General features: G+C 66.4%; 21 protein-coding genes and 1 tRNA gene. 12 read left to right on the top strand and 10 right to left on the bottom strand.

Annotation, left to right across the window (positions count from 1 at the left end; translation table 11 throughout):
• Positions 1-20: 20 nt before the first annotated feature.
• Together eutC and QX126_RS08220 are read right to left on the bottom strand one after the other, a co-directional pair.
• On the bottom strand, positions 21-812 hold the full coding sequence (eutC, locus tag QX126_RS08215) for an ethanolamine ammonia-lyase subunit EutC (RefSeq protein ID WP_315780380.1): 792 nt from the start codon (positions 810-812) through the stop codon (positions 21-23).
• A complete protein-coding gene (locus tag QX126_RS08220) occupies positions 812-2,197 on the bottom strand; it encodes an ethanolamine ammonia-lyase subunit EutB (protein WP_315780382.1) in 1,386 nt (461 codons plus the stop codon). Before QX126_RS08220 ends, eutC begins: the two co-directional genes overlap by 1 nt.
• A 260-nt stretch (positions 2,198-2,457) precedes the next feature.
• Here QX126_RS08220 and QX126_RS08225 point away from each other — a divergent pair, with 260 nt between their 5' ends.
• The gene (locus tag QX126_RS08225) at positions 2,458-2,802 is read left to right on the top strand and encodes a Lin0512 family protein (protein ID WP_315757820.1); all 345 of its coding nucleotides are present in this window, start codon (positions 2,458-2,460) and stop codon (positions 2,800-2,802) included.
• Between the two features lie 731 nt (positions 2,803-3,533).
• Here the strand turns inward: QX126_RS08225 and QX126_RS08230 are convergent.
• Positions 3,534-6,095 carry a polynucleotide kinase-phosphatase gene (locus tag QX126_RS08230; RefSeq protein WP_315780383.1) on the bottom strand — a complete coding sequence of 854 codons (2,562 nt, stop codon included), beginning with the start codon at positions 6,093-6,095 and terminating at the stop codon, positions 3,534-3,536.
• An 8-nt stretch (positions 6,096-6,103) separates the two neighbouring features.
• The gene (locus QX126_RS08235) at positions 6,104-7,483 is read right to left on the bottom strand and encodes a 3' terminal RNA ribose 2'-O-methyltransferase Hen1 (RefSeq protein ID WP_315780385.1); all 1,380 of its coding nucleotides are present in this window, start codon (positions 7,481-7,483) and stop codon (positions 6,104-6,106) included.
• A 195-nt stretch (positions 7,484-7,678) separates the two neighbouring features.
• Between QX126_RS08235 and QX126_RS08240 the strand changes: the two genes are divergently transcribed.
• Positions 7,679-8,683, top strand: coding sequence for a glycerophosphodiester phosphodiesterase family protein (locus QX126_RS08240; protein WP_315780387.1), 1,005 nt, complete (start codon positions 7,679-7,681; stop codon positions 8,681-8,683).
• A gap of 58 nt (positions 8,684-8,741) precedes the next feature.
• On the opposite strand, the gene QX126_RS08245 is transcribed toward QX126_RS08240, so the two are convergent.
• Both QX126_RS08245 and QX126_RS08250 read right to left on the bottom strand, forming a co-directional pair.
• Positions 8,742-10,082 (bottom strand): TROVE domain-containing protein, encoded by a 1,341-nt coding sequence (locus tag QX126_RS08245; RefSeq protein WP_315780389.1) that lies wholly within the window; start codon positions 10,080-10,082, stop codon positions 8,742-8,744.
• Positions 10,083-10,255: 173 nt separating this feature from the next.
• Positions 10,256-10,330 (bottom strand) — tRNA-OTHER (locus QX126_RS08250).
• Between the two features lie 1,143 nt (positions 10,331-11,473).
• On the opposite strand from QX126_RS08250, the gene QX126_RS08255 reads away from it, so the two are divergent.
• Positions 11,474-12,553 carry an Acg family FMN-binding oxidoreductase gene (locus QX126_RS08255; protein WP_315780391.1) on the top strand — a complete coding sequence of 360 codons (1,080 nt, stop codon included), beginning with the start codon at positions 11,474-11,476 and terminating at the stop codon, positions 12,551-12,553.
• A gap of 79 nt (positions 12,554-12,632) precedes the next feature.
• Positions 12,633-12,860 (top strand): hypothetical protein, encoded by a 228-nt coding sequence (locus tag QX126_RS08260; RefSeq protein WP_315739326.1) that lies wholly within the window; start codon positions 12,633-12,635, stop codon positions 12,858-12,860.
• Positions 12,861-12,862: 2 nt separating this feature from the next.
• Here the strand turns inward: QX126_RS08260 and QX126_RS08265 are convergent, their stop codons facing one another.
• Positions 12,863-13,240 carry a hypothetical protein gene (locus QX126_RS08265; protein ID WP_315771009.1) on the bottom strand — a complete coding sequence of 126 codons (378 nt, stop codon included), beginning with the start codon at positions 13,238-13,240 and terminating at the stop codon, positions 12,863-12,865.
• Between the two features lie 124 nt (positions 13,241-13,364).
• Between QX126_RS08265 and QX126_RS08270 the strand changes: the two genes are divergently transcribed.
• Both QX126_RS08270 and QX126_RS08275 read left to right on the top strand, forming a co-directional pair.
• Positions 13,365-14,069 (top strand): glutathione S-transferase N-terminal domain-containing protein, encoded by a 705-nt coding sequence (locus tag QX126_RS08270; RefSeq protein WP_315771011.1) that lies wholly within the window; start codon positions 13,365-13,367, stop codon positions 14,067-14,069.
• Positions 14,066-15,046: an oxygenase MpaB family protein gene (locus QX126_RS08275; protein WP_315780395.1), complete on the top strand. Its 981-nt coding sequence runs from the start codon at positions 14,066-14,068 to the stop codon at positions 15,044-15,046. The genes QX126_RS08270 and QX126_RS08275 overlap by 4 nt, the downstream gene beginning before the upstream one ends.
• A 30-nt stretch (positions 15,047-15,076) precedes the next feature.
• Here the strand turns inward: QX126_RS08275 and QX126_RS08280 are convergent, their stop codons facing one another.
• Entirely contained in the window at positions 15,077-15,481 is a 405-nt protein-coding gene (locus QX126_RS08280) for a hypothetical protein (RefSeq protein WP_315739330.1), read from the bottom strand.
• Complete coding sequence (locus QX126_RS08285) at positions 15,478-16,152, bottom strand: hypothetical protein (RefSeq protein ID WP_315777444.1); 675 nt, start codon at positions 16,150-16,152, stop codon at positions 15,478-15,480. Before QX126_RS08285 ends, QX126_RS08280 begins: the two co-directional genes overlap by 4 nt.
• A 113-nt stretch (positions 16,153-16,265) precedes the next feature.
• On the opposite strand from QX126_RS08285, the gene QX126_RS08290 reads away from it, so the two are divergent.
• Both QX126_RS08290 and QX126_RS08295 read left to right on the top strand, forming a co-directional pair.
• Complete coding sequence (locus QX126_RS08290) at positions 16,266-16,856, top strand: histidine phosphatase family protein (RefSeq protein WP_315777445.1); 591 nt, start codon at positions 16,266-16,268, stop codon at positions 16,854-16,856.
• 119 nt (positions 16,857-16,975) lie between these two features.
• Positions 16,976-20,275 carry a DEAD/DEAH box helicase gene (locus tag QX126_RS08295; RefSeq protein ID WP_315739333.1) on the top strand — a complete coding sequence of 1,100 codons (3,300 nt, stop codon included), beginning with the start codon at positions 16,976-16,978 and terminating at the stop codon, positions 20,273-20,275.
• A gap of 48 nt (positions 20,276-20,323) precedes the next feature.
• On the opposite strand, the gene QX126_RS08300 is transcribed toward QX126_RS08295, so the two are convergent.
• Entirely contained in the window at positions 20,324-20,518 is a 195-nt protein-coding gene (locus QX126_RS08300; RefSeq protein ID WP_315780396.1) for a hypothetical protein, read from the bottom strand.
• Between the two features lie 219 nt (positions 20,519-20,737).
• Here QX126_RS08300 and QX126_RS08305 point away from each other — a divergent pair, with 219 nt between their 5' ends.
• From QX126_RS08305 to QX126_RS08320, 4 genes are all read left to right on the top strand, one after another.
• On the top strand, positions 20,738-21,094 hold the full coding sequence (locus tag QX126_RS08305; RefSeq protein ID WP_315777446.1) for an ArsC family reductase: 357 nt from the start codon (positions 20,738-20,740) through the stop codon (positions 21,092-21,094).
• A 312-nt stretch (positions 21,095-21,406) separates the two neighbouring features.
• Entirely contained in the window at positions 21,407-22,162 is a 756-nt protein-coding gene (locus QX126_RS08310; RefSeq protein ID WP_315739336.1) for an ABC transporter ATP-binding protein, read from the top strand.
• Positions 22,155-22,901, top strand: a complete 747-nt coding sequence (locus QX126_RS08315) for an ABC transporter ATP-binding protein (protein ID WP_315780398.1) — start codon at positions 22,155-22,157, stop codon at positions 22,899-22,901. Before QX126_RS08310 ends, QX126_RS08315 begins: the two co-directional genes overlap by 8 nt.
• A gap of 92 nt (positions 22,902-22,993) precedes the next feature.
• Positions 22,994-24,217, top strand: a complete 1,224-nt coding sequence (locus QX126_RS08320) for an ABC transporter substrate-binding protein (RefSeq protein ID WP_315780400.1) — start codon at positions 22,994-22,996, stop codon at positions 24,215-24,217.
• Positions 24,218-24,229 lie beyond the last annotated feature (12 nt).

The raw sequence follows: 24,229 nt of genomic DNA on the forward strand, positions 1-24,229 counted from the left end.
TGCTTCGGACTGCGCCGGCATCATGACGCGCCATCTCCATCCGGCGCCGGCAACTGCGGCAGCCGGGCGAGGCTGACGCCGGCAGCCTGGTGACGGAACATGCGTTCGAGCAGCTCGGCGGCTTGTCTCGCCGCATCCGCCGGTGCGAGCCCGCTTTGGCGGACATTGGAGATGCAGTTGCGCTCGGAATCGACGCGGCCGCGGCGTGGCATCCAGGTCAGATAGAGGCCGAGCGAGTCGGCGGCGCTCAGACCCGGGCGCTCGCCGATCAGGATGATCGAGGCTGACGCACCGAATAGCTCGCCAACATGATCGGCGAGCGCGACGCGGCCCTGCGAAGCGACGATCACCGGCGACAGCCGTCGGCCGGTTGCAGCCAGGCGCGGCATCAGCGCATCGAGCACGGGGAGGGCGTTGACCTGCACCGCGCGGCTGCTCAGGCCATCGGCGACCACCAGCACGATGTCGGCCGGCGCGCGCGGCTCCGACAGCAGCGCTTCCGACGTGGGCGAGAGCAGGCGGCCTGCGTCGGGGCGCTGCAGATAGGTCGCGCGATCGGCGGCGCGGCTGTGCACGGCAAGCGCCGGCCAGCCATGCGCGGTGACCTCGGCCGCAAAGCGCTCGGCATCGAATGGCTTCAGCACGGCATCGCGCGCTTCGGCATGGGCAGCCTGGAAGGCGAGATGTGCCGACGTCGGCAGGCCAGGACCGCAGCGTCCCAACGCAATCCGTGCCTCGGTGTAGCGTGACAGCCAGCGCCAATCGTCCGATGACGACGTTGCCGGCGAGTCGCTCTTGTCGGTGCCGCCCATCACTTGGCCTCCAGCAGCGGCAGCGCCGGCATCAGCCGCGCCGGCTCGAAGCGCAGCTCGCCTCTGGAATCGCTGAGGCCGGTGGCCGCGAGCCAGGCCTCGAACTCCGGCGCCGCGCGCTTGCCGAGCACCTTGCGCACATAGAGCGCGTCATGGAACGAGGTGCTCTGATAGTTCAGCATGATGTCGTCGGCGCCCGGCACACCCATGATGTAGGTGCAGCCGGCGACGCCCAGCAGGGTCAGCAGCGCATCCATGTCGTCCTGGTCGGCTTCTGCGTGGTTGGTGTAGCAGACGTCGCAGCCCATCGGCAGCCCCAGCAGCTTGCCGCAGAAATGATCCTCCAGGCCCGCGCGCATGATCTGCTTCCCGTCGTAGAGATATTCCGGACCGATGAAGCCGACCACGGTGTTCACGAGCAGCGGCCGATAGCGCCGCGCGACCGCGTAGCAGCGAGCTTCCAAGGTCTGCTGGTCGACGCCGCAATGGCCGCCGGAGGAGAGCTCGCTGCCCTGTCCGGTCTCGAAATACATCACGTTGCCACCGACGGGACAGCGCTGCAGGCCTTCGGCCGCGGCGAGCGCCTCGTCGAGCAGCGACAGCGTGATGCCGAAGCCGCGATTGGCCTCCTCGCTGCCGGCCAGCGACTGGAACACGAGATCGACCGGCGCGCGGCGCTCGATCGCCTTCAGCGCGGTCGTAACATGGGCCAGCACGCAGGACTGGATCGGTGCATGCGAGGCAAGCCGCAAGGTCTCGATCAAGTCGAGCAGCCGTACCATCGTGTCGACGTCGTCGCTTGCCGGGTTGATGCCGATCGTTGCATCGCCGACCCCGTACATTAGCCCGTCGAGGATCGAGGCCGCGACGCCCTTGAGATCGTCGAGCGGGTGGTTGGGCTGCAGCCGCGTCGACATCCGGCCCGGCAGGCCGATGGTGCAGCGGAAGCGCGTCACGACCTCGCATTTCGCCGCGACCGTCACCAGGTCCTGCAGCCGCATGATCTTGCAGACCGCAGCAACCATCTCCGGCGTCAGCCCCGGCGATACGCCGCTGAGCGCATCTGCGTCGGCCGCATCCGACAGCAGCCATTCGCGGAAAGCGCCGACCGTGAGGCTTGCGATAGGGGAGAACGCCTTGCCGTCATGCTGGTCGACGATCAGCCGCGTGACCTCGTCGCTCTCGTAGGGGATGACGGCTTCGTTGAGGAAATGGCGCAGCGGCAGCTCGGCGAGCGCCATCCGTGCCGCGACGCGTTCGGCGGCATCCTGCGCGGCGAGGCCTGCCAGGACGTCGCCCGAGCGCAACGGCGTTGCCTTCGCAAGCAAGGTTCTGAGGTCGTCGAACCGATAGCGCGTGCCGCCCAGCGTGTGTGAAAAACCCATCGGTGCTCTCCTCAGCGGCTGCCGCGATCAGTCTCGGCGGCCCGGTCGATCACAGGGGATCGTCGGGACGGGAGAGCGGAAGAGGACGTCATATCGAGGACCTTTCTCAGCATCGCGCAGAGTGACATCATGCACGATATGTGTCCGCATCCGATGACCATTTTGCCGCGTGTCGCCGTCGATTTCGTGCGGGTTGCGTCGGCGGCGGCGTCGGCTAAGGTCGCGCGCCAAGCGACAACGCAACCCGAGAGGAACCTGACATGACGCGGATCCGCTGCATCACCGAGATGGGCATGGGCGTCGACGTCCATGGCCGCGACGCCACCAAGGCCGCCAGGCGCGCGGTGTCGGACGCGATCCGCCATTCCAGCCTCGGCTTCTTCCGCATGGTAGGCAAGACGCCGCAGGACATGCTCGTCGACGTCACCATCGGCGTTCCCAATCCGGAGGCTGTCGACACCGCCGCGGTCGCCAAGGAGCTGCCCTATGGCACGGTGACCGTGACCGCCGTCAAAGGTGGGCTGGAGATTCCGGCCGAGGCCGGCAGCGACGCCATCATCATCGCCAACGCGGCGGTGCTGGTCCATCTCGACGACGGCAAGTGACGCTCTCGCGCAGGGGTCATGCGCGTGGCGTTCTGATATGAATGTCAAACAGCATGTCATCGCGATCCCGCGGCGCGTTGCGCGCCCGGGTGATGATCGTACGGTGTCCCTCTTTGAACAGAGGGCGCAGGGAAGGCCGGGTATCCGCTGATACCCGCGGCCCCCGTGCGTGAAGAAGTGCACGGGGCAGGAACCACAGGCTCAGCCGGACGATCCCGGCCTTCCCTGCGCAACGGTTTTCCGGCTTATACGTGCTCTCCTCGGGGACCGGGCTTTGTTGCCCCCGTCGCCTGCTGATCATCTCAGCCGGCTTGACCTCAGCATCGGGAGGCCAGGACCACACGATTTCGCCGGCGCGTCCTGCCGTTCGTCCGCACGGCAACACCATGCTGCGGCAGAGCTGCGCCCATCGCATCCCGCCTCCACGTTCGTGACGATCGCGAAGCGCCCCTCATGGCGAGGCGGGACAGGCCCACTGTTTCATGAATTCCGAAAAAGCGAAAGAGGAATCTTGCCGGCTCATGACTGGCGCCGGCGAACGCATTGAGAGCGTTGGCGGAAAAGGTCTTTGCGTGAGTCCGCACGAGGCTGCTCCGACGTCGCGGCTGCGGCTGGTCGCCGCAAGTCCGGGCCTGTGAGTCGCCCGACGGGCAGCGCTGAGCTTCGCCTTGATGAAGGACCGCACCGCTCTCCGGTGACCACCGCGCGGCGTGTGATTGCAGTGATGGCGCTCAAAGCCGCGGGTCGATCGGCTCGCTCTCCAGCGCCAGCACCGCGAACACGCATTCATGCACGCGCCGCAGCGGCTCGCGGGCGACGAAGCGCGTGAGCGCCTCGTGGCCGAGGGCGAACTCGCGCAAGGCCAGCTTGCGCTTGCCGTCGAGCCTGCGCTGGCGCAGCCGGACGATGTGCTCCGGCGCATCATATTCCGGGCCGTAGATGATGCGCAGATATTCTGATCCGCGCACCTTCAGCGCCGGCTGGATCAGGCCCTTCGGGCCGCGTGCGACGAAGCTGCGCGGTTTCACCACCATGCCTTCGCCGCCGCCTTCGGTGAGTTGCTCCCACCAGGCGATGGCGTCGGCGACGGCCTGGTCGTCCGCCAGCGCCACTGTCCGCCATTGCGTGCGGGTGACGACGGATGTCGACACGGCCGCCAGCCGGTCGGCGAGGCCCATGTGCCAGACATGGTCCTGGTCGAACCAGACCCGGCCTTCGCTGGCCAGCAGGTGAAACGGCGCGACCTTGAGATCATCGACGCCCGAGACCGGCCAGATGTAGGGCGCCCAGGCCCGGCCATAGCGTATGGCACGTTGCACCCGGTCGCGGACGTGATCGCCGAGCGCTGCGACATCGAGGCCACGCGCGGCGGCGCGATCCAGCGCATCCGCCGCCGCCGAGAGGCCGGCGACCGAGGACGCCGCGACCGGGGCATACTGGCTCTCGATCAGGCTGCCGGCCTTGGCTGACCACGGCATGATCTCGGCATCGAGCAGAGCCCAGTCGGACTGCAGCTCCTGCCACAAGCCGGATTCGTCGAAGGCCAGCCGCAGCCGCGCCAGCAGCGCCTCGGCCATCGCGGCGTCGTTGAAGAAGGCGCGTCCGGTGCGGGTCCAGATCGCGCCGCGCTCGTCGCCGCCAACACCGAAGCGCGCTCTGGCCACCTCGGCGCTCCTGCACAGCGCGATCACCGCGCGCGAGCCCATGTGCTTCTCCTCGCACACGACCTCGCCGACGCCACGGTCGCGGAAATGCGCGAACGCTTCCTCGGGCCGCTCCAGCCAGCCCTCGCGCGCGCTGGTCTCGGACGGCGACATGGTCGGCGGCAGATAGGCCAGCCATTGCGGTGCCAGCGCGAACCGGCTCATCACCTCCAGCGCGGCCGCGGCGTTCTCCTCGGCCACGACCACGCGGTTCAACAAGGTGGTATCGATCCAGCGCCGGCCGCTGACGTCGGCGATATCGAGCAACTGGTCGGCCTCGGCCTGGGCCGAAGCGCTGCCGGCACGGGCGGCGAGCGGACGCACCGGCTCGCACCAGACGCGCTCGGCCTCGACATCGACGATCTCGCGCTCAGGCCAGCGCAGCGCGGTCAAGCGTCCGCCGAACACGCAGCCGGTGTCGAGGCAGAGCGTGTTGTTGACCCATTCCGCGTTGAGCACCGGCGTGTGGCCATGGACCACGCTGGTCGTCCCGCGATAGTTCGCGGCCCAGTCGGCGCGCACGGGCAGGCCGAATTCGTCGATCTCGCCGGTGGTCTCGCCATAGAGCGCGAACTCGCGCACCGCGCCGGAGCCGCGGCCGATCATCTCCTCCTTCAGCCCGGCATGCGCGACCGCGAGCCGGCCGCCGTCGAGCCAGACATGGCTGCGCAGGCCGTCGAGGAACGATGGCAGCGCGTCGCGGAAGCTGCGGTCTTCCTTCGCAAGCTGATCGATCGTGGCCTGCAGGCCGTGCGCGATCGTGATCTTGCGGCCGGCGAGCCAGCGCTGGAATTTGCGGTCGTGATTGCCCTGCACGACATAGGCGCTGCCCGCGGCCGTCATGCTCATGACGATGCGCAGCACATCCGGCGAGCGCGGGCCGCGATCGACGAGATCGCCGACGAAGACGGCCTTGCGGCCGGCCGGCGGCGTCACGGTGACCGCGCGATCGCCCCCGGCCTCGGTCCATGTGACCTGATAGCCGAGCTTCGCCAGCAGCGCCTGCAACTCATCGGCGCAGCCATGGACGTCGCCGATGATGTCGAACGGCCCGCCGTCGTGGCGCTTGTCGGTCCACAGCGGCTGCCGCGTGAGGGTGGCGGCCTCGATCCGCTCGACGCTGTCGAGCTTCCACACCTGGCGAAAGCCCTCGCGCTGCAGGCCGCCGAGGCCGCGGCGGATCTCCGACACCATGCGCTGCACGACTGGCCCGCCGAAAGTGCGCTCCGGCCGTGTCCGGTTTCTGTCGATGCAGATGTCGATGCCGGGATCGAACACGATCGCGACCGGCAGCGCATGCCATTTGCGCGCCAGCTCGATCCAGCCCTTGCGGTCCGCGGGGCGCACATTGGTGGCGTCGATCACCGCGAGCCGGCGATGCTTGAGGCGCCGGCCTGCGATCTCGCGCACGATGTCGAAGGCATCGGCGGAGACGCTCTGATCGGTCTCGTCGTCGGCGACCAGCGCGCGGCAGTGATCCGAGGAGATCACCTCGGTCGGCAGGAAATGCCTGGCGGCGAAGGTCGACTTGCCGGAGCCGGTCGAGCCGATCAGCACGACCAGCGAGAAGTCGGGGATGTCGATGTTCATGGAATTGCTCAGCGGGTGAAGACGGCCATCTGGGTCGGCGCGCCGAAGGTGTCGTCATGGTGGCCGATACCGGAGAAGGCGACCTGATAGGTGAAGGCTGCGCAGATGCGCTCGGCCCAGGCGGCGAACTCGACACGGCTCCATTCGAAGCGATGGTCGCGGTGGCGGAACTGGCCTGCGGGCAGGCTCGAAAACAGCGCATTGTAGTCGGCGTTCGGCGTGGTCACGATCACGGCGCGCGGACGCGCTGCGCCGAACACGACGCGCTCGACCAGCGGCAGCCGGTCGGGATCGAGATGCTCGATCACCTCGACCAATGCAGCAGCATCGACGCCGGCCCAGCGGTCGTCGCGATAGGTCAGCGAGCCGTGGAGAAGCGTGACGCGGCCCTCGGGCGGGCCGCCTGGCCATCCCAGCTTCAGTCGCCTGGACGCGCGCTCCAACTCATGCGCGGCAGGATCGAGCCCGATCAGCCGGGTCACCCAGCGCTCGCGCACGAGGAGCTGCAGCAGCTTGCCTTCGCCGCAGCCGAGGTCGGCAATGGCCTTGGCGCCGCTCGTGCGCAGCGCGTCGACGACCGCTTCCATCCGCAGGTCGTTGAGCCGGATCGGCCGTTCCAGCGTGTCCTCGGACTCGCTGCGCGCCTCCGGCTCCAGCGCGTCGTCCTGCGTCTCGGGCGCAAGGCGTTCCAAAGCCGCGCGTGCGAGTACGCCGCGGTGGCGCAGATAGCGGCGCACGATCAGCTCCCTCGCAGGATGCGTGTCGAGCCAGCCTTCGCCGCGCTTGAGCAGCTTGTCGATCTCCTCGTCGCCGACCCAATAGTGCTTGGCGTCGTCCATCACGGGGATCAGCACGTAGAGATGATTGAGGAGCGCGCTGAGCCGCGCGGTGCCGCGCAGCGTGAGCCGGACGTAGCGGCTCGACGCGTCGCCCTGCGGCCCCGGGATCGTGGTGAGATCGACCTGCCAGCCGAGCGGCTCGAACAAATGCCGCAGCACGGCTTCGCCGCCGCGCAGGGGCAGGGGTGTCACAACCGCTTCGAGTGAAATGGCGCTGTCGGCGAGCTCCTGGCGCGCGCTGCTGACGCCGTTCATCGCGGTCCGGAACGCCTTGTTCAGCGCGACCGACAGGAACGACGACGCGGCATAGGGCCTGTCGTTGACATATTGGTCGAGCAGCCCGTCGCTCTGGCCTTTGCCGCGGACGAGGCCGATCGGGTCGACGTCGAGCACCAGCGCCGCCTCACAGCGGCTCTCGCTGGCCTCGGGATAGAAGATCAGCGCCTTGCCATAGGTGAGCGCGAGCTCATGCCGCCTGTCGGGATGCTTGTTGAGCAGGTAGCCGAGATCGGTGGCGGGCTGGTGGGTGGTGGCGATGGACAGAAACATGAGGTCAGATACCGGATGAGGAAACAACGATCCAGTGCTTCGAAGCCAAAGTTTGGCGGTGGCCGTTCTCGCATTCGCTTTCGCATCGGCTCTGGGAGCGCTGGACAACAGGTGCGCCATCTCCGCAGGACAACTCTTTCGGGGAACGAGGGCAGGGACGCAATTCGGCTCGAATCGTCATGGAATTGACATCGCATGAGCAGGGTCCTGAAAATCGCCGGGCTGCTGGTGCTGATCTGCGCCGGCTTCATGTTCTTCAACAACGCCAATCTGCAGGTGACAAAGGAGGCTGGGCGGCTGCATCTCCTGGCTCATCGCGGTTTGTCGCAGCAATTCGATCGCACCGGCCTGGCTTCTGACACCTGCACTGCGGCGCGCATGCTGCCGCCGACGCATGAGTATCTCGAGAACACCATCGCCTCCATGCGCGCCAGCTTTCTGGCCGGCGCCGATATCGTGGAATTCGATGTGCATCCGACCACCGACGGCCAGTTTGCGGTGTTTCATGACTGGACGCTCGATTGCCGCACCGATGGCAAGGGAGTTACGCGCGCGCATGCGATGACGGCGTTGCGGCAGCTCGACATCGGCTATGGCTACACTGCCGATGGTGGGCGCACGTTTCCATTCCGCGGCAAGGGCGTCGGCCTGATGCCGTCGCTGGACGACGTGCTCGCGACCTTTCCGGACAAGTCGTTCCTGATCAACGTCAAGAGCAATGATCCGGCGGAAGGCCGGCTGCTTGCCGCGGCACTTGCGCCGATCGACGCTGCGCAACGCGGGCGGCTGATGGTGTATGGTGGCGATGCGCCGATCGCGGCGCTCAGGGCGGCGCAGCCGGAGCTGAAGGTGATGTCGCGCGGCATGCTGAAGAGCTGCCTGCTGCGATATATCGGATATGGCTGGACGGGGCTGGTGCCGTCCGCATGCCGGAACATGATGGTGCTGGTCCCGGTCAATGTCGCGCCGTGGCTCTGGGGCTGGCCAGACCGTTTCCTCGAGCGCATGGCACAAGGAGGAAGCAGCGCCTTCGTGGTTGGTGCCTATCATGGCGAGACATTCTCCACCGGACTGGATTCGCCGGACGACATCGCCCGGTTGCCCAAGAACTTCGCTGGGGGCGTGATGACGGACGAGATCGAAACGGTGGCGCCGCTCCTGAAGCGCGCTCCGCAAGGAGATCAATCGAGCCGGCCGTAACCGCGCAGCATGGGAAGGAGACCCGGGCGCGTCTGTGACGTGTCCGGGTCCGTTGTCGTCAGTGCAGGGTGGCGCCTCGCAGCGTCTCCTCCTGCGCCGCGATCCAGGCGATCACGGCCTCGGAGAAGCCGTCGACCCGCGTCCAGGGTCCGTAACCGACCCCGTGCTGGTACGACGCCACGTTGACCATGGTCCCGCGCGCCTTGGGCGACGGCACCGCATCGTGGCTCTGCTCGTCGGTGAAGACGATCAGGCGGTCTCCCTTGCGGTCGATCTCGCCGACCGCACGGCCGAGATAGGTCCCGGAATGCGGCTGCGACCCGAGGATCGCATCGCGCAGCGCAAAGCCACGGCGCGGCGGCACCTTCACGATCTTGTCGCTGAACGTGAAGATCTCCACCTCGTCGCAGACCTCGCGGGCGAGGATCGCGAGCCCGCACGCAGCCTCCGCGCGCGTCATCTCTGACTGCGCGGACAGCTTCGCGAACATCGATCCCGAGACGTCGATCAGGAGCCGCGTGCGACCTGGCAGCCGCGCGTAGCCCTTGATCGCGCCCAGCATCGCCTGCTCGAGCTCGGGCTCGAAGTCCGGCGCATGCCGCGCCGCCGTGATGAACCGATACGGCAGGATCCTGTCCGTCCGCATCGTCTCGATCGCGGCCGCGATGGTTGCCCGCGGCACCCCGACCTCTCGCATCAGGCGCAGGTTGCGCAACAGCGCCAGCGCTCCGAGCCGCTTCTCGGCGAGCAGCCGCTCGAAGCTTGCGCGCTTGTCCGCGCCCTTCGACAGCGCGACCTCCCAGGTGTCGGGCGAGGGCAGCTCGCTTGCGGCGAGCTGCTTCCACACCGCCTCCTGGGCGGCATCCCTGGGCTTGGCGTGCACCAGGAACAGGACGTCGCGGAGCCGCACCGGTCCTTCGCGGTCATACTTCGCGAGCTGATAGGCGTCGAACTTCGTGAACGCCTTCGCCAGCCCCTTCTTGACCTGCGCCGACACCGGCTGCCGCCTGCGCTGCTGCTGCGGACCCAGCGAGTCCGCCCAGTAGATCGCGAGCAGCTCGGTCATCTCGTCCGGCCGCTGGATGATGCGCGCCAGCGTCTCGGCGACCAGCGCACGGTGCTCCGGCAGCCGCGCCATCTCGCGGGCGACGAGCAGCGGCGCGTGCCGCAGCTTCATCTCCTCGCGCGCGCGGACCGCGAGCTGCGCCGCCTCGCGCGGCGCGACCTGCGGCACCAGCGCCTTGATGCGCTCGGCGACCGACACACCGTCCTCGTAGAACTGGTCCTCCCACAGCAGGCAGCTCAGCAGCGTACGCTGCAGTGCCTGCTCGGGCGCGAGCTGCCGGGACGGCGCACCCTCATGGGTGAAGGCGCGCAGGAACTTGTTGAGCCTGACCATGATGGCCTCCTCTCTGGGTTGATCTTGGTTGATGACGGGTGGAAGGAACGTCACGCGTGATCTCGTGCGGAGACCACGCGTCACAGATGACCACGCGCCAGGAACGGGCGAATGCTGAGCTCCGCTCCACCGGCGTGGAGCGGATAGTGCTCTGCCACTGAGCTACCGGCGCATGGAACGCCGGATGGGACTCGAACCCACGACCTCTCGATCCGCAATCGAAGTATCAGCACTCTTCACCACGGCGCGTGGAAGAAGGTGGCGCAGCAGACGTCTGCGCCGCAACGATCTGACCGCCTGTTCGAAGACGATCAGTTGAGATGGATCACGAGCCGGGAACAGGCGACGGCTGAGACCCGGTCGCTGATGGACCGGACAGCGCTCTGACCTCTGAGCTACCGGCATGGCGCCGGGCGGGAGTCGAACCCGCGACCTCTGGCGTGCAAGGCGAAGTAACAGTCGTCTTCACCACGGCTCGTGGATACGTTCGGCGGGGAATAGGCGATGCTGTTGCTGCCCCAATGGGGCGCTCGGTTTCAACGAAGTAACAGACATCTTCACCACCGCCTTGGCCGCCCGGCGGTCGCCGAGTGGCGTTGATGGCATGCTGGGGAACAGGCGGTCTCGGCGATCAATGACGCCAACGCAGGTCATCCGAAAGAAGAACAACCGAAACCCGCGACTCGACGGCCCTCGCATGGCCGCCTCCACGGTACGTGACGCCATAGGCGGGATTCGAACCCGCATCACCAATGGTACGAAGGAGCCGACACCTTCACCACCAGCATCTCCCGGCCGCGAACGACCGGGAATTCAAATAGCTTGTTGGCGGCGCTGCCCTGCGCCGCGTGTTGCGAGCTCCATGGAGCCCGCTCTGTCATCGGTGTCCGGCGCGCGCGCCTTCGTTCCCTCCGACAGGCCCCGCGCGCTCGGGCACGCGCATCACCTGCGCGAGCCCCGGGATCCGGGTCTCCCGTTCCGGCTGACAGCCGGGACTTCCGTTGGTTTCGCCGTGCAGGCCGCTCGCGTGAGGGCAACAAAAAACCCTCCGGAGCGGCTGGCTCGGGAGGGTCCGTGTGATGCGGACTGTTGATCTTGCCTCAGGCAAGACCGCTCCCCCGAGCATGGCGTGCGCCATCCACCGGCATGACGCCGTTGGACGTGCGGATGAAGTGTTCGTAGCCGAAGGACATCGTCTCGCTCATGTTTGTCGCGGGCGCAGTCGCTCGCGAGGCCGCGGGACATACGCCGCTTTGTTGGGGCTGTCAACAGCGTGTCTTCGAACTTTTTTGCCGGCTGCGGCGGCCTTGATCTGCAACAACGCGCCGATGCGATGCCGGCGTATTGTCATCTTTAGCTCGATTGCAGCGGAAAATGCAGGCGTGGTTGCTATGAACCGACGGACGGTATTGTTAGGAACGGGGAGCGCGATTGCTGCCGCCTCGCTCGGCGCGGCATCCTGGCGCGCGATCACGGGGACGATGCACGACTATGAGACGTATAGCGCCCGACTGCGCGCGCCGCTGTCGCCCGATATCACTTCGGTGATCCGCTACGCGACGCTTGCAGCCAACAGCCACAACACGCAGCCCTGGCGCTTTCGCGTAGCGCAGGATGCGATCGAGATCATGCCCGATCCGTCACGCCGCACGCCGATGGTCGATCCGGACGACCATCATCTGTTCGTCAGCCTGGGCTGCGCGGCCGCCAATCTCGCGATCGCCGCGGATGCGAGCGGCCGTCCGGGCGAGCTCAGCAGCGACGGCCGGACGGTGCGGTACAGCTTCACGAACGGCACGGCGCATGACGACGCGCGGCTTGCGGCAATCGTCCGCAGACAGTCGACGCGCGCGGAGTATGACGGACGACCGGTGCCGCCAGGCGATCTCGCCGCGCTGCAGGCCGCGTCAACCATGCCAGGCGTCGATCTCGCGATCATCACGGCTCCCGCCGCGATCGCCGCCATCCGCGATCTCGTCGTCGCCGGCAATGATGCGCAGATGCGCGATGCGGCGTTCATGCGCGAACTGAAGAGCTGGCTGCGGTTCAATCCGCGCAGCGCGATCGAGACCGGCGACGGGCTGTTCGCGGCTGCCAGCGGCAACCCGTCATTGCCGACCGCGCTCGGTGGCCTCGCCTTCGATCGGCTCTTCAATGCAGCATCGGAGAACGACAAATACGCGCGGCAGATTCGCTCATCGGCCGGTGTCGCCGTATTCACCGCCGAGCAGGCCGATGCCTCGCATTGGATCAGGGCCGGGCAGGCGTGCCAGCGCTTCGCGCTCGAAGCGACGCGGCTGGGCCTGAAGCTTGCCTTCATCAACCAGCCGGTCGAAGTGGCCGCGTTGCGGCCAGAGCTGGCGCGCGTGGTCGGAACGACACGGCGGCCGGATCTCGTGCTGCGCTTCGGCTACGGGCCGGCGCTGCCCTTCTCGCCGCGGCGACGCGTTGCCGATGTGCTGAGTTCATGAGTCGTTCCTGTCAATCTTGACGGATTTGCGACTCGGTGCATTGCTTCGCTGCATGTTCGAGAACACCCGATTTGCACGCATGAGCGACGGGCATTATTGCCTGGTGCGCGACCTTGGCCTGGTCAAGGGCGGCAAGGGCATGCGCCATCATGAGGTGGTGGTCGATTTCAGCTATCGCGGCATGAAGGTGTTTGCCAAGCAGGGCGCGTCGTCGCTGATGCGCCGGGTCGCGGCGAAGCTCGCGCAGCATGACGCCACGTCGAAGCTTCCGGCGCTGCTGCGCGTGCGTCTGCGCGAGCCGCAGTAGCGTCAGCGCTTCCGCCGAAGCTTACCTCTCTGCGGCGTCGCGATCGGTCGTTTCGGGTCGTAGGGGCTGTTCGGATTGACGTCGAGCTCGACGTCGGTGACGCAGTATTGCGGCTGGCGGTGGCTGCGCCCCGAATGCCAGCGCCCCTGGCGCAGCTCGACCTCGCTGATGTCAGCGACATCGAAGCACTTCCATTGGCCGCCCGGCGGCAGGCCGCTGCTCGCGCCGCCCGCGAACTGGAACGCGAGCACGCGCTCGCGGCCGGCGGTGTGGCCGAGGATGATCGGGCAGATCGCGCGGGCGAAGCCGCCATACATGCACAGCACCTGCTGGCGTGTGATCATCGCCTGCATGATCAACTGGTAGGTCGGGCTCGGCATGCTGGCTTTCTGCACGATGCAGCAACATAAGACCGTCGGCCGCATGCGGTTCCGCATCGAACCTTGCAGCGGCGGCTCACGGGCTTAGATTGAGGCCTCAGCGACAAAGCGAGCAAGAGCCACGATGTCCGATCTCTCCAGCTTTCCGATCACCACGCGCTGGCCGGCGCAGCATCCCGACCGCATCCAGCTCTATTCACTGCCGACCCCGAACGGCGTGAAGGTCTCGATCATGCTGGAGGAGACCGGCCTGGCCTACGAGCCGCACACGATCGATTTCGGCAAGGACGACCAGAAGACCCCGGAATTCCTCTCGCTCAGTCCGAACGGCAAGATTCCCGCGATCATCGATCCCGACGGTCCCGGCGGCCAGCCGCTCGGCCTGTTCGAATCCGGCGCAATCCTGCAGTACCTTGCCGAGAAGACCGGACAATTCCTGCCGAACGATCCGGCGCGGCGCTGGCAGACGATCCAGTGGGTGCATTTCCAGATGGGCGGCATCGGTCCGATGTTCGGGCAGCTCGGCTTCTTCCACAAATTCGCCGGCCGCGAGTACGAGGACAAGCGGCCGTTGCAGCGCTATGTCGCGGAGAGCAGGCGGCTGCTCGGCGTACTCGACGACAGGCTTGATGGCCGGCAGTGGATCATGGACGCCGACTACACCATCGCCGACATCGCGACGCTCGGCTGGGTGCGCAACCTGATCGGCTTCTACGGCGCGCGCGAGCTCACAGCCTTCGATGAGCTCGCGCATGTTCCGGCCTGGCTCGAGCGCGGGCTGGCGCGGCCGGCGGTACAGCGCGGGCTGGAGATCCCGCAGCGGCCGTGATCGTCAGCGAGGCCGATTTCGAACGTTGCATGGCCGAGCTGCTGTCCGCGCCGGCCACGCCGGGCGACGCCGTGCTGCCGTCCGACAGCGCGATGTGGCGCGTGCATCGCGAGGCCGCGCTGTTTCTCGGCGCAGGCCGCGCGCTGCTGTTGCAGCTCGCCCATCCCTGGGTGGCGGCGGGCGTTGCCGAGCAGTCGAAGGTGTTCGCCGATCCGCTCGGCCGTTTCCACCGCACCTTCGGCATCGTCTACACCATGGTGTTCGGCACGCGCGCGCAGGCGGTTGCCGTGGCGCGGCGGTTGTATCGGCGTCACGCCGCGGTCGACGGCGTCATGCCTGAGACGGTCGGACCGTTCGTGGCCGGCTCGCACTATCGCGCCAACGACGTCGACGCGCTGCGCTGGGTCCATGCCACCCTGGTCGAGACTGCGATGATGTCCTACGGCCTGTTGTGTCCGCCGCTTGGCGATGACGAGCGCGAGCAATATTGGCGTGAGGCGATGCGCTTCGCCGGTCTGTTCGGGATTCCGCATGAGGTGCTGCCGCCGGACTGGGGGGCTTTCAAGGCCTATGCGGCCGACATGATGGAATCGGAGACGCTGACGGTCAGCACGGCCGCGCGCGACATCGCGCAGCGCATCTTCTCGGGCGAGGCGACCTGGATCGCACCGCCGCGTTGGTTCACGGCGCTGACGGCCGAGATGTTGCCGGAGCGGCTGCGGCTTGCGTTCGGGCTGCCTTATGGCGAGCGCGAACGCCGCAGCGCCGCGCGAGCTCGAGTCTGGTTGCCGCGCGCCTATGCGGTGCTGCCGGAGAGATTGCGCACCGTCGGCCCTTATCAGGAGGCGATGGCGCGCATCGAGGGGACGACGTGTCCGCCGTTCACGCGGCTGCTCAACCGCGTCTGGATCGGACAGCCCAGCATGGCGAGCCCGTTCGAACAGCGCGCAGAACGTGCGCGGAGCGGGACGGTCTGAGCCCGGCGCGCTTGCGGCGCAGACGACGGATCATGGCCGTGGAGCGAGCTTGAGCGTGACGCCGCGAACCTCCTGCGGCGTCGGCGCGCGGCTGCCGCCGGGTTGGCTGATGCTGAGACGGATCGACAGCCGCCCGCCCTTGATCGCCTCCTTCGGCACCGGAAGCGCGTAGGTCCCGGCCTCCGCACCAGTGCGAAGGCCGAATGGCGAGATGGTCCCGAGCGGCATCCCAGACGCCGTCGTCACCGTCACCTCCTGGCCTCGCCCCAGTGCGCCCAGGCTGATCTCGACGACTGGAGCGTCGCTCGCATCCAATGGCCGCGGCAGGACCAGATCGATGGCTCTGAACGGCTCCGCCGCCAAGGACGAGGCCGGCCGCAGCACGGCACATAACAGCACGGCGCAGGCCCGCAGCGCGGCGCGCCTCCCGTTCATGGGCGCAGCGGTCCGACCGAGAGCGCTTTCAGCGTCGGCGCAGTGCCGACGCCGCCCGAGGGCACGACGCGGATGCTCAGGGGCTGGTTGGGCGCGGCCCGCAGGGCGGAGAAGGCCTCCCGCTTGGTCGGCAGCGGCACCGCGAAGGTCGCATCCATGGTCATGGCCATGCCCGGCATCATCGACCCGAAGAAGGCGATGGTGCCTGCATAATACGGGCTGTCAGCCGTGACCTTGGTGACGTTGGCGGGTGCGTTGACCAGGACGTCGAATTCGCGCACGGTCGAATAGCCGCTCGGGCGGGGCAGCGTGATCTGCGCCATCAGCGGCTGCGGCCGCGCTGCCGCCAGATGCGCTTCGAGCGCATCGCCGGGGATCCTCACCGTGCCCACATTGGCCTTGACCGAGCCCTGCTGCGGCTTGGCCTGCGGCGCCGAGGCGACCGCGGGCGGATTGACGATGTCCTCGCCGAAGCCCGGCGCATAGTCGTAGTCGAAGCGATCGGTCGAGATGTAGTCGCCGGCCTTGCTGGGGCCGACATAGCCGCCCTTGCCGTCGGCATAGAACAGGAAGGGCTCGTCGGAGAACGTCTTCAGGTCGGCGCCCTGCGGCAGGTAGGGAAGCTTGAGCCGCTGCTGCTTGCGCGTCCAGACATCCCAGAGCCGGTCCAATGCTCATCTGAAATGAATCCTGGTTGGAAAGATCTCATGATGCGGTCCCACGATTGCAATCTCAAGTGGCAATTCCGTTTGGCGGCCGTATGATGCCACCTGAGAGGTTGCCGATGAACGCGCTGACGCTGCTGATCATCCGTCATGCCGAGAAGCCTGACGGCGACGCGACAGGTCCGGGCCTGACCCACGAGGGCAAGCCGGATTCGAAGTCGCTGGTCATCTTCGGCTGGGAGCGGGCAGGGGCCTGGACGGCGCTGTTCGGCAGCGGCTTGGGCGGCGCGTCCTATCCGACGCCGCAGGCGATCTACGCCGCCGATCCCGACAGCAGCAAGGACGGCTCCGACCCGAGCCGCCGGCCCTATGAGACGGTACTCGAATTGGCTGCGCGCGTCGGTCTCGCCAAGCCGGATACGTCGTTCGCGAAGGGAGAGGAGGCTGGGCTGGTCGAAGCCTTGCTGGCGCTGTCCGGCACCGCGCTGGTGGCGTGGGAGCACAAGGCAATCATCTCCGATATCCTGCCGCGTCTGCCGGTGAGCAACGCCGGGCAATTGCCGCCCCATTGGTCGGGCAAGCGGTTCGACGTCGTGCTGCGCTTCGATCGCGCCGCCGGCGAGGCAGATTTCAAGTTCACGGAATTGTACCCCTGCCTGATGCTAGGCGATTCCAACAAGCCGCTGCAGAGCGACCCGAAGGACGAGTGAGCCACTGAGCGCCTCGCCGGAGATATCCCCAGGCTAGAAGGGGCGGCGCGATGCTGCCGCCCGGATCATGGTACATCGATCCGTGGGACGCGCGATCGCGTGCGTCAGGTCTCCATGCAATGCCGCTTCCTTTCAAAAAGCCCCAGGCCATCCGCTCCTTCTTCAGCCATGCTGCCTTTCAGAAGGCGGAGCACCTGCAGCTTCGCGGAGGCGTTCTCGATCTCGAGATCAGCGAGGACGGCCGGGAGCTGGCGGCCTCGGTGCAGGGATCGCAATCCTGGCCGTACGAGGTCGAGATCGAGCTGGCCCGGGATAAGCACGGTCGTTTGGATGTCTCCGGGAGATGTACCTGCCCGATGCAGCACAACTGCAAGCACGTCGCGGCGGTGCTGCTGGAAGCGATCGAGCCGTCCCTCGAGGACGACGTGGACCTGAGGACACCGGCAAAGACGGCGAGGAAGGCGAGCCCGCTGGTGCTGCCGCCGGAGATCGCCGCCTGGCTGGACAAGATCGGCACGGTCAGCCGTGGCGACACCTATCCTCCCGAGGTGAGGCAGAGGTTGATCTATGGCGTGCAGCCCCATTCCGAGTCCGGAGGCGCTGCCTATCCGGTCGTCCGGCTGTGGTCGGTCCGGCTGCGCAAGGACGACAGCTTCGCCGACGTGTTCTCGAAAGTCGATCAAGTGCGGGGAGGCGCCGGGCGGGCGCCGGCATTCTACCGCGACAGCGATATCGACATCACAGCGCGGCTCGGACATCAAGTCTTTCTCGACGGAGCGTCGGCCTTCCGGATCGGCTCTGCCGCGCTGCTGAAGCGCATCGTCGAGACCGGGCGGGCGTATTGGCGCGATCATGCCGGGCCGCTGCTGCGCTGGGGCGACAAGCGCGATGGCCGCATCGAATGGCAGCCGGTCGGCCTGAAAGGCATCGGCGCAAGGCTCGTGGTCGACGGCGTGCTTGCTCTGCATGCCGAGCCGCCTGTCTATGCCGAGGAGACACGCGGCATCGTCGGGGAGGTCGATCCGGGGATCGAGCCGCGAACGGCGTACCAATTGCTGAGTGCGCCAACGCTGCCGAAGGCGCTGATCGGCGAGGTCTCCCGACATCTCAGCCAGCGGCTGCCCTCGCTGGATAGCGCCCTTCTGCCGTCGCGGCCGACCGAGGTCGTCGAGATCGAGGCCAAGCCGACGCCCATCCTGCATCTGCGCCGCGGACCCTATCCGGGCTATGGCTTTCGCGGCGTCCACACCAGCGGGCTTCCACTCGGCGTGGTCCGCGCGGGCTTCCGTTACGGTCCGATCGAGATCGAGCCCGACAGCGGTGGCAACGAGGTGGAGGCGTTCCAAGACGGCCGGGTGCATCTCGTCACCCGCGCCAAGGCGGACGAACGAAAGTCGTCCAAACGGCTGAGCGAGCTCGGCCTGGTTCCACTCAGAAAGGTCCAGACCTACAGCTTCGGCGGTCACGCGGACGATCTGACCTTCGAGGACGAAGGCCGCTGGCTGCAATTCGTGCATCTCGAGCTCGATGCGTTGCGCGAGCAGGGGTTCGAGATCCGCATCGATGACGACTTTCCGTACCGGCTGGCGGAGTCCTCCGGTCTCGTCGACATGGAGATCGAGGGCTCCGGAATCGACTGGTTCGAGTTTGGCTTCAAGATCGACATCGATGGCCGGCCGCATGACTTGGCCGAGCTGCTGGCGCGGCTGCTCGCGCAGCCCGGCATTCTCGATGCGCTGTCCGAAGCCGATGCCGAAGCCAAGCACATGTATGTGCCGCTGCCCGACGGACGGCACCTGGCGCTGGCGGCCGGCCGCTTCCTGCCGGTTCTGCTGGCGCTGCAGACGATGCGGCTGAGCGGCGGCGGCTTGGATGCGTCGGGCAAGCTCAAGCTGTCTCGTGCGCAGCTCGTGCCGCTGCTGGCGCACGATCCGGGCGCATTCAAGGGCCCCGATGATCTGCGCCGGCTCGCGGATCTGGTGCGGCAGCATCGGCCGGATGAATTGAAGCTGCCGGCCGGCTTCACCGCCACGTTGCGCCCCTATCAGCGGCAGGGCGTCGCCTGGCTCGATCTCCTGCGGCAGGCCAACCTCGGCGGCGTGCTGGCCGATGACATGGGCCTCGGCAAGACCGTCCAGGTGCTGGCCCTGCTCGCGCTCGAGAAGGCGCGCGGCGCGCTGGCGAGGCCCGTGCTCATCGTCGCGCCGACCAGCCTGATGACGAACTGGTTCAACGAGGCAAGCAAGTTCGTTCCTGACCTGAAGGTCCTGGTGTTCCACGGCGCCGCTCGCAAGGAGCTGATCGCGCAGATTTCGGAGCACGACGTCGTGCTCACCACCTATCCGCTGATCGCGCGCGACCATGAGCTCATCCTGGGACGGGACTGGCACATGGCCATTCTCGACGAGGCGCAGACCATCAAGAATCCCAATGCCGCCACGACGCGCTGGCTCAATGCGATCAAGGCCAGCCACCGCTTCTGCCTGACGGGCACTCCGATGGAGAACCATCTCGGCGAGCTCTGGTCGATCATGAGCTTCGTCAACCCCGGCTATCTCGGCGACAAGACCGCGTTCACGCGCAACTGGCGCACGCCCATCGAGAAAGAAGGCAATGCGATGCGGGCGGCGGCGCTGACCCGCCGCGTCAAGCCGTTCCTGCTGCGGCGGACCAAGGAGGAGGTTGCGTCCGAGCTGCCGGCCAAGGTCGACATCGTGGAGACCGTCGCGATCGACGGCAAGCAGCGCGATCTCTATGATTCGATCCGCGCGGCGATGGCGAAGAAGGTGCGCAAAGCCCTTGACGAACGTGGTCTCGCGCGCAGCCACATCGTCGTGCTCGAAGCGCTGCTGCGGCTGCGCCAGGTCTGCTGCGACCCGCGGCTGGTGAAGCTCGACGACAAGGTCGAGCGCCCCTCGGCCAAGTTGGACCGGCTGATTGAGATGGTCGAGGAACTGCTCAGCGAGGGGCGCAAGATCATCATCTTCTCGCAGTTCACCTCGATGCTCTCCCTGATCGAGGAGCGTTTCGAGGCGGCTGACATCGCCTACGAGCTGCTCACGGGCGACACCCGCGATCGCAAGCGGCCGATCGAGGCGTTTCAGAGGGGAGACAGCCCGGTGTTCCTGATCAGCCTGAAGGCCGGCGGAGTCGGCCTCAACCTGACGGCAGCCGATACCGTCATCATCTACGATCCCTGGTGGAATCCTGCCGTCGAGGCGCAGGCGATCGACCGGGCGCATCGCATCGGCCAGGACAAGAAGGTCTTCGTCTATCGCCTGGTGACGGCCGGGACGATCGAGGAGAAGATCGGTGAGCTCAAGCTGCGCAAGCAGGCGCTGGCTGATTCACTGTTCGATCGCGAGGGCAATATCGGCAAGGCGCTGACGGAGGAGGATATCGCTGCTCTGCTGTCTTGATGTCGGGTGGAGATGCGTGGCGGCCAGCATCCGTCAACTTGAGTGCGGTCAAGCCAGCGCGATACGCTCGCGCGACTCCTCGACCCAGGCATGGGCGGCGAACCATTCATGGTAGATGCGGCAGTGCGGGCAGTAGGCACGCGAGAAGAACACGGGCATGCGCTGAAAGCGCGCGGCGTCCATTTCCATCCCTGTCTCGATGCTACGGCCGGTCTGCGGACAACGTACCATGATCTTGCCCATTCGCGGTCTCCTGTTCGTGGGCCAGATACGCCGGGGATGCGAAGAAAATGTAATGCTCAGCCGACAGTTTCGTGGCAAAGGTCGGAGTGAATTCCGACCGCGGAACGAGTGGCGTCCGCCGCATCAAAAGCGGGTGAATCGCACGGCAAAATGCACGGCCGATTGTCGCAACGTGGGACATCCGCCGCGGTCGGACACGATTGTTTGAGGACGCGTGGCATGAGCATCACGATCTACGGAATCAAGAACTGCGACACGATGAAGAAGGCGCGCGCCTGGCTCGACGATCACGGCGTCGCTTACCAATTCCACGACTACAAGACCGCCGGAATCGACAAGGCTAAACTCAAGGCATGGAGCGACGAGCTCGGCTGGGAGGTGCTGCTCAATCGCGCCGGCACGACGTTCAAGAAATTGCCCGACGCGGACAAGGACGGACTCACCGAGAGCAAGGCGATCGCGCTCATGCTGGCGCAGCCTTCGATGATCAAACGCCCGGTTCTCGATCTCGGCGGCCGCCGCGTGGTGGGCTTCAAGCCGGATCTCTATGCAAAGGACGTGAAGGCCGCGAAGTAGTTGGAGACGATCATCGCTGCGCCGTCTCGCGGGCCGCGCCGCCGCCTTGGCAGCGCGCGCGTGCAGGAAAATGCCGGTGGTATGATTTTCTATGTCAGCGGGAAATCGTAGCTGATTTCAACGCAAGGTGCGTCGGCCGCCTTGCGACGTCGTTGCCCAGCTTTCCGCCTTGCCTAACTCCCTCGATTGACGGCATATTCCGGCGCGAAGCGGTCGCGGGTGGCGGCGAGGAATCGTCCAGTCGTCCGGCAGAGCCGCCGTACAGGAAGAAGCGAGGGCCAGGCGCTGAAGGCGCCGGCTTGGGGGGAATCTTTGGCTGACGAGTTCATTCTCGAGACCCACGGATTGACGAAGGAATTCGCGGGATTTTTTGCCGTTCGCGATGTTTCGCTCAAGATCCGCCGGGGCACCATTCATGCGCTGATTGGCCCGAACGGAGCCGGCAAGACGACGTGCTTCAACCTTCTGACCAAGTTCCTGCGGCCGTCGGCCGGCAAGATTCTCTATAAGGGTCAGGATATTACGGCGACGGCGCCGGCCGACGTGGCGCGTCTTGGCCTGGTCCGCTCGTTCCAGATCTCGGCGGTGTTTCCGCATATGACCGCGCTGGAGAACGTCCGCGTCGCCCTGCAGCGCCAGCATGGCTCGTCGTTCGATTTCTGGCGCTCCAAGAGCGTTCTGAACCGCTTCAACAATCGGGCGCTTGAGCTTCTCAACGACGTGGGCTTGAGCGAATTCGCCAACATTCCGGCGGTCGAGATGCCGTATGGGCGCAAGCGTGCGTTGGAGATCGCGACCACGCTGGCGCTCGATCCGGAGATGATGCTGCTGGACGAGCCGATGGCCGGCATGGGCCACGAGGACATCGACAAGATCGCCGCGCTGATCAAGCGCATCTCCGCCAAATACACGATCCTGATGGTCGAGCATAATCTCAGCGTCGTCGCCAACCTCTCCGACACCATCACCGTGCTGACGCGCGGCCAGGTGCTGACGGAAGGGCCGTATTCGGAGCTCGCCAAGGACGAGCGCGTCAAGGAAGCCTATCTGGGGGCCGGACATGCCTGAGGTGATGACGGCCAAGACGCCCACCGCTGACGCTGTGACCAGCACCATTCTCGATGTCAAGAATCTCGAGAGCTGGTACGGCGAATCCCACATTCTCCACGGCATGAACTTCAACGTGAATGCCGGCGAGGTCGTCACCCTGCTCGGGCGCAACGGTGCCGGCAAGACCACGACCCTGAAGTCGATCATGGGAATCATCGGCAAGCGCACCGGCTCGGTCCAGTTCAACGGGCGCGAGCTGATCCGCATGACCTCCGACAAGATCGCGCGGCTCGGCATCGCGCTGTGTCCGGAGGAGCGCGGCATCTTCGCCAGCCTCGACGTGCGCGAGAACCTGCTGCTGCCGCCGGTGGTGCGGCCGGGCGGGCTCACGCTCGACCAGATCTTCGAGCTGTTCCCGAACCTGAGGGAGCGGCTGAAGAGCCAGGGCACCAAGCTGTCGGGCGGCGAGCAGCAGATGCTGGCGATCGCGCGCATTCTGCGCACCGGCGCCAGCTTCCTGATGCTGGACGAGCCGACCGAGGGTCTCGCGCCAGTCATCATCCAGCAGATCGGCCACACCATCGCGCGGCTGAAGAAGGAAGGCTTCACGATCCTCCTGGTCGAGCAGAACTTCCGTTTCGCCTCGACGGTCGCCGACCGCTACTACGTGGTCGAGCACGGCAAGGTCATCGACGGTTTCGCCAATGCCGATCTGTCGGCCAACATGGATAAGCTGCATACTTATCTCGGCGTCTGATCGGCGACGTTGACGTTGACTTGGCAGTTTCCTCCCGCGGTTTTCTCTACGGTTTTCTTGGCAGTCTTCTTGGAAGGTTCTGGAAGTTGGAAATGAAGAGCAAATTCATCGCGTCATTGCTGCTGGGAACGGCACTCACTCTCGCCGCTGGCAGCGTCGCTTCTGCCGGCGACAAGACCGTCAAGATCGGCGCGCTGTCCGATCAGTCGGGTCTTTATGCCGATCTCGGCGGCCCCGGCTCGACGCTCGCCGCGCAGATGGCGATCGAGGATTCCGGCCTCGCCGCCAAGGGTTGGAAGATCGACGTGATCTCCGGCGATCACCAGAACAAGCCGGATATCGGCACCGCGATCGCGCGGCAGTGGTTCGATGTCGAGAAGGTCGACGTCATCGTCGACGTGCCGAATTCCGGCGTCGCGCTGGCCGTCAACAACGTCGTCAAGGAGAAGAACGGCGTCTACATCAACTCGGGCGCTGCGACCTCGGATCTCACCAATGCGCAGTGCTCGCCGAACACGGTGCACTGGACCTACGACACCTACATGCTGGCGCACACCACCGGCCAGGCGCTGGTCAAGGCGGGCGGCTCGACCTGGTTCTTCCTGACGGCCGACTACGCCTTCGGCGCCGCGCTGGAGCGCGATACCACGGCGGTCGTCACCGCCAATGGCGGCAAGGTGATCGGCGGCGTCAAGCATCCGCTCAACACCTCCGACTTCTCGTCCTTCCTGCTGCAGGCCCAGTCGTCGAACGCCAAGGTCATCGGCCTCGCCAATGCCGGCGGCGATACCACCAATACGATCAAGCAGGCGGCCGAGTTCGGCATCAATAAGGGCGGCCAGAAGCTTGCCGCGCTGTTGCTGTTCCTGACCGACGTCAAGTCGATCGGGCTCGACATCGCGCAGGGCCTCAACTTCACCGAGACTTTCTACTGGGACATGAACGACCAGACCCGCGCCTTCTCCGAGCGGTTCGCCAAGCGGATGAAGAACGGCGCGCCGCCGACCATGGTCCAGGCCGGCGTCTATGCCGGTCTCGCGCATTACTTCAAGGCGCTGGACGCGCTGGGCGAGAACCCGCACGACGGCACCAAGATCGTCGACAAGATGAAGTCGATCCCGACCGAGGATACGCTGTTCGGCAAGGGCGAGATCCAGCCCAACGGCCGCACCATCCACACCGCCTATCTGTTCGAGGTCAAGAAGCCCTCGGAGTCCAAGGGCCCGTGGGATCTCTACAAGCTGGTCGGCTCGGTGCCGGGCGACCAGGCCTTCACGCCGCTCGACAAGAGCGCGTGCGCCTTGTTGAAGAAATGAACCGCTGTGGCT

It is taken from the genome of Bradyrhizobium sp. SZCCHNPS1003, from assembly GCF_032381555.1.
In the GTDB taxonomy this organism is placed as follows: Bacteria; Pseudomonadota; Alphaproteobacteria; order Rhizobiales; family Xanthobacteraceae; genus Bradyrhizobium.

What these genes read in the sequence shown, in the direction of transcription:
- QX126_RS08295 (WP_315739333.1), top strand. Translation starts at nt 16,976, where the DNA reads ATGCCGCTTCCTTTCAAAAAGCCCCAGGCCATCCGCTCCTTCTTCAGC.
- QX126_RS08260 (WP_315739326.1), top strand. Translation starts at nt 12,633, where the DNA reads ATGAGCGACGGGCATTATTGCCTGGTGCGCGACCTTGGCCTGGTCAAG.
- QX126_RS08270 (WP_315771011.1), top strand. Translation starts at nt 13,365, where the DNA reads ATGTCCGATCTCTCCAGCTTTCCGATCACCACGCGCTGGCCGGCGCAG.
- QX126_RS08240 (WP_315780387.1), top strand. Translation starts at nt 7,679, where the DNA reads ATGAGCAGGGTCCTGAAAATCGCCGGGCTGCTGGTGCTGATCTGCGCC.
- eutC (WP_315780380.1), bottom strand. Translation starts at nt 812, where the DNA reads ATGGGCGGCACCGACAAGAGCGACTCGCCGGCAACGTCGTCATCGGAC.
- QX126_RS08225 (WP_315757820.1), top strand. Translation starts at nt 2,458, where the DNA reads ATGACGCGGATCCGCTGCATCACCGAGATGGGCATGGGCGTCGACGTC.
- QX126_RS08280 (WP_315739330.1), bottom strand. Translation starts at nt 15,481, where the DNA reads ATGAACGGGAGGCGCGCCGCGCTGCGGGCCTGCGCCGTGCTGTTATGT.
- QX126_RS08230 (WP_315780383.1), bottom strand. Translation starts at nt 6,095, where the DNA reads ATGAACATCGACATCCCCGACTTCTCGCTGGTCGTGCTGATCGGCTCG.
- QX126_RS08320 (WP_315780400.1), top strand. Translation starts at nt 22,994, where the DNA reads ATGAAGAGCAAATTCATCGCGTCATTGCTGCTGGGAACGGCACTCACT.
- QX126_RS08290 (WP_315777445.1), top strand. Translation starts at nt 16,266, where the DNA reads ATGAACGCGCTGACGCTGCTGATCATCCGTCATGCCGAGAAGCCTGAC.
- QX126_RS08300 (WP_315780396.1), bottom strand. Translation starts at nt 20,518, where the DNA reads ATGGGCAAGATCATGGTACGTTGTCCGCAGACCGGCCGTAGCATCGAG.
- QX126_RS08255 (WP_315780391.1), top strand. Translation starts at nt 11,474, where the DNA reads ATGAACCGACGGACGGTATTGTTAGGAACGGGGAGCGCGATTGCTGCC.
- QX126_RS08315 (WP_315780398.1), top strand. Translation starts at nt 22,155, where the DNA reads ATGCCTGAGGTGATGACGGCCAAGACGCCCACCGCTGACGCTGTGACC.
- QX126_RS08220 (WP_315780382.1), bottom strand. Translation starts at nt 2,197, where the DNA reads ATGGGTTTTTCACACACGCTGGGCGGCACGCGCTATCGGTTCGACGAC.
- QX126_RS08245 (WP_315780389.1), bottom strand. Translation starts at nt 10,082, where the DNA reads ATGGTCAGGCTCAACAAGTTCCTGCGCGCCTTCACCCATGAGGGTGCG.
- QX126_RS08305 (WP_315777446.1), top strand. Translation starts at nt 20,738, where the DNA reads ATGAGCATCACGATCTACGGAATCAAGAACTGCGACACGATGAAGAAG.
- QX126_RS08265 (WP_315771009.1), bottom strand. Translation starts at nt 13,240, where the DNA reads ATGCCGAGCCCGACCTACCAGTTGATCATGCAGGCGATGATCACACGC.
- QX126_RS08235 (WP_315780385.1), bottom strand. Translation starts at nt 7,483, where the DNA reads ATGTTTCTGTCCATCGCCACCACCCACCAGCCCGCCACCGATCTCGGC.